This is a genomic window from Bradyrhizobium sp. UFLA05-153 (genome assembly GCF_054185185.1).
This window is the reverse complement of the sequence record NZ_JBBIAM010000257.1, coordinates 1-4,437: the sequence shown is the minus strand read 5'-3', so window position 1 is coordinate 4,437 and position 4,437 is coordinate 1. Positions and strand designations below refer to the sequence as shown.

General features: G+C 57.2%; 3 protein-coding genes. 1 reads left to right on the top strand and 2 read right to left on the bottom strand.

Annotated features, from left to right (window positions below; genetic code table 11):
- Nucleotides 1-195: 195 nt before the first annotated feature.
- Nucleotides 196-1,125 carry a ketopantoate reductase family protein gene (locus Q2941_RS50875; RefSeq protein ID WP_458197428.1) on the bottom strand — a complete coding sequence of 310 codons (930 nt, stop codon included), beginning with the start codon at nt 1,123-1,125 and terminating at the stop codon, nt 196-198.
- A 234-nt stretch (nt 1,126-1,359) separates the two neighbouring features.
- Complete coding sequence (locus tag Q2941_RS50870) at nt 1,360-2,205, bottom strand: Npun_R2479 family HD domain-containing metalloprotein (RefSeq protein WP_458197427.1); 846 nt, start codon at nt 2,203-2,205, stop codon at nt 1,360-1,362.
- Between the two features lie 1,227 nt (nt 2,206-3,432).
- On the opposite strand from Q2941_RS50870, the gene Q2941_RS50865 reads away from it, so the two are divergent.
- On the top strand, nt 3,433-3,606 hold the full coding sequence (locus tag Q2941_RS50865) for a hypothetical protein (RefSeq protein ID WP_458197426.1): 174 nt from the start codon (nt 3,433-3,435) through the stop codon (nt 3,604-3,606).
- Nucleotides 3,607-4,437: the final 831 nt, after the last annotated feature.

Genomic DNA, 4,437 nt, shown 5'->3' with positions numbered 1-4,437 from the left:
CATGAATCATTGAAAAATTGATTCGGGAATCCTAAAAGCACGGCAAAATCAACGATCTGCCAAAGTAGTGCTAGGGCGTGTACTCATAAACGCCTTGCGTCTGCTTTGAGACAAAAACCGGAAAACATTTGCTCGGTCTGAGCCTTACCGCTTTTGACCCCGAGGCGGACATGTCGATACCCTGGGATGCTTCGCTCAGTTGGCATGGGCGTTACCCATCCGGTGCAGCTTGAGCATGGCATAGACCGCATTGTTGGCTGGCGTAGGAACGCCAAGCGAGCGCCCGAACTCCACCACCTTTCCGGCGAGCCAGTCGAGTTCGAGCCGGTTGCCGCGTTCGAGATCGTGCAGCATGGAAGCCTTGAAGGTCGGTGGCGAGGCTTCGGCGAATTTCATTCTGTCCTCGACAAAATTCTCCGGTATCGGAACGCCCTTGGCGCGGCCCACCGCCACCACCTCGCTCATCAGGCTGTAAAAGAACGCTCGCGTATCCGGGTCCGCCAGGATTGGCCCCAGCGGCTGGCGAGTCGTTACGGTCGCGCCCGATAGCCCGACGAGAAATACAAATTTCTGCCAGCGCTCCCGGTCAATCGCGTCGGACACTGAGATGTCGATCCCGGCCACATGAGCGGCGTCGGCAAAGGCTTTGAGATACCCATCGGGCTTGCCGTCGGTCCTCCCGCAGACCATGCGCGCGAACTGGCTCGTGTGGGTGACGACGCCAAGCGCTGACAGCACTGTAGCAATATAGGCACTCCCGGCGACCACATTGTCGGTGCCGAGAATTGGGGCGATCCTCTCCGCGCTATCGACGCCGTTTTGCAATGGGATCACCCGCGTGTGGGGTCCGACCAGGGGGAGGGACAGCCTGGCCGCCTTCTCGCTGTCCCAGAGCTTGACAGCGAACAGAACGATATCAACCGGGCCGACCGTGGTCGGATCATCGGTCACATTGGGTTCAGGCAAATGAAGATTGCCAAGCACACTCTCGACCCTGAGACCGTTTTTCCTGATTGCCTCGAGGTTAGAGCCGCGTGCGATAAAGAAGACATCGTGCCCTGCCGCAGCCATACGTGCTCCAAAATAACCGCCAAGGGCACCGGCCGCCATCACAGCGATACGCATGTCATCCTCCGTCCCTATAGTGACAACTCAGCCGATGGAGGATAGCACGCGGCGGACCCAGCGTTCGATCAATTGAACGTCCGATTGTGCCCCCTCGCGTCATTTGCTGCTTCTGCACAAATGCGGGCGCTATCGGGACCGAAGCGGACATCGATTGGTAGTGAGCTCTGCCCGGCTCAGTCGCGAATGACCCTCAGCGGAAGTCAACAGAAGTCGTGGCGCCTCGGGCCTATGCTAGGCGCCGAGTGCTCCACGGTGCTCTTCCGAAAACACGTGGGCATAAAGATTCGCGATCCACTGCTTGCCTTCCTGTGTGACCCTCAGGTACCTAAGTGCATCGCCGATATAGGGACGGACAGCCTTCCAAAAGAACGACGGATACGCTGCCCGTAGATCGTCAGAACTTTGATAGCCGAGTTTTTCGCTAACGCCTGTTTCGCGAAATTCCGCAAACAATGCCGAAGTTTTGCGGAGATAGTTGATGTCGGCTAATTGTCCGATCAAATCCGCCGCTCGAAGCAAGCCGGGATAGTCTGCCGTACTGGCATGCTGTTCGTGCTCAGGCACAGGAAATCTCGTGTGCTCAATATTGGCTTGGATCTCGAGCGCATCGATATGTGTCAAGCTCGCTTTCCCAAAGCGCTCAACGACAAAGAGTTTCGATCGTGTCACATGGTAGGGAGTCATAGATGCATCGGTTGCTCCCGGGGGAATATGCACGAGATCACCTTTTTCATTGCAGACATATTTCCCCTCCTGATCGCCTCGACATACCCCCCGTACATAACCAATGTCGTGGCAAAGAAGTGAAATAACAAAGTGGAGCCAATCGCGTGGCGTAACGCCGCCCTCCTTGGTATGCTTCCCGCGCAAGATCTCTTGGCCCACAAGCGTTACCATTATGGTGTGGTTCATATCGTGGTAGGCTGCATCGCTGTCGGCGATGTTTTCTAAAGCGAGGCGTCCCACGAATGCAATGATGTCCGGATAGGCCGGCTCAAGGACGCCATAGCTTTGAACGTATGCCTCCCGAAGCTGCTCGATAAATGCCTCGATGACAATTTGTGTGGGATTGAACATGGTCGCCTCCCCCTAATGAGTGGATGCTATTCCTGTTCGAGCCCACCGTCACGAGCACGCATCTCGTTGCTACGCGAAACCAGGGAGATATTGGCTCGGAGCGCCACGCAGACCTAGCGGTATACCGCTATCGGGGTTCGCTATCGGGGCATAGCGGACCATACCCTGACTTGCTGCTGGCTCAATCCGGTCGCGAACCCCATGCAGACATTCGGTCGCCCCCGCGCGACACGAAGTCATCCGACGACAATATCCTATGTTAATCCTGATCCTATGTTAGTCCCGCACTCGTTCCGCATAGGAAGGGCTATCTTTTGCATCGGCGCTCGCGCCTTTTGGGCCGCAGATTTCGTTATCACTGCGCGGTGCTCAGCATGCTCGGTGATGAGAACGCCGCGCTCGCGCCTCAAACAGGGAGCTGGGCCATGCAAAAGCGGCATCGTTTCAAACAAGCAAAGTCTCTCGAAGATCGTCTAGCGGCAGAGGCCATTCGCCTGCGAGACGAAGCGAAGGATGTCCCCCCGGGTATCGAGCGGGAGAACTTGCTGCGGAGAGCTCGGCAAGCCGAGACCGGTTCGCATATGAGCGGGTGGCTGCGATCGCCCGGATTACGACCGCCAGAGTAAGGCTGCTTCAGTTGGCGGCTTCAGCCGTCAAGAGCGGCACGTACGTGCCGCTCTCATGCAGCTCGAGCCAGCACCGCTCAACTGACGGGCTAGCCGGCGAATGGGATTGCGTTCAATCCGTGACCACTGATGCAGTCACACGCTTCACCGGTTTAACGCGATGGCAAAACGTCCTTCCTCTTGAACGGCGGTTAAATGGATCGTTCACCGAGCATTCACCAACGGCGCTCGCGGCGACTGGCAGTCCGATGTGTTGAACACAAGAACCAATGCAATTGAGCCGAGTTAACTACAGAGCATTTTCGCGAATGGAGTTGTGTAATGAAGCGACACCGGTTCATACGTAAGGCTTCGCTGAAGGCCCGGCTCGACCTAGAAGCGCGGCAGTTGAGCGATGAGGCCAGATCCTTTCCACCAGGGCACAAGCGAGACAGTCTGCTTGGGAAGGACCGCCAGAAGGAAACTACTAACTTTGCCGGGTGGCTGATATCGCCGCGCAACGACTAGGGCACTCCGGCGAATAGTACCGTCAAATGGGCGGCCCCAGACCGATCTCCGCTCCCATTTGGCGTCGTGTGTACATTGCGAAGGAGGGACTACGATGTTGGACGCTGCCGCGCTGCGCGAAGATCTCGCCGCAATGGAAAAGCAAATCCGGTTTAGTCCCAACGACTATGATCTAATCAACAAATACCTGACATATGCTCGCAAGGTGCGTGAGATCGAACATTGCGAAAACGGCTATGTGACTGCACGGAGGAAGCATCAAAATTAAATTCCCGGTGCGCGAGGGAATTGTAATCGCGCAGCAGAAGTTTCTGAAAGCCTCACTGTTACAGAATATCGTTTCTCAATTGCGGGCAGGGTGGACTGCAAAGAATAGGCCCCAGCTTCGGGGGATAAGCTGGGGCCTTCATCACGCAGAGATGGTGCCTGTTTGTCAGGGGCAAGCACCGAGTTGGCAACCTGCTCCCGAAGTCTTCGTTCCTAAAGCAGTAACCGAAAGAGGCCCTAGTGGCGGCTCCTAACAGGAATTGGCGGCTAACTTATCGACGGCGACAGAATCCGGGAGCGCGGGACAGTCGCAACCGAGGTCGAGCCCGCCGGTCTTTCAGTATCGCCTCCGGCGACGAGTCGAATCGTCTGGGCTGCCGGGGTGAATGGCGCCCTTTTGCAATCCGCCAGCCGAGCCAGTTGTGCCACTAGCCCCGGCTCCAGAACCAGTAGTCCCGGCGCCCCCTGCGCTCGACGACGAGCCGCCCATGCCCGTCGATCCGCCGGTGCCGACGCCCGCGCCAGCACCACCAGCTCCGCCAGCACCTGCACTACCTGATCCGTTAGATTGGGCATATGCAACGCTAGCGGCCCCTGCGAGTACCACTGCTGTTAGGACTGTAATAATCGCCTTCCGCATTTTAGGCTCCATGGTTTTCCGAACCTACCCAATGGTCACGCGCGGTAGGCGTTTCCTAAACCTGCGCGCTCGCTGGTGGCCTATGCTCGCGCGAAGTCAGTCCGGCGCTTCACGTCCCTGGGTAGTCAGTTCGTATCGATCGCCGTTCTTCGTCAGCCAACCGCAGAGTGTCTGGCAGCCATAGCCATGTTC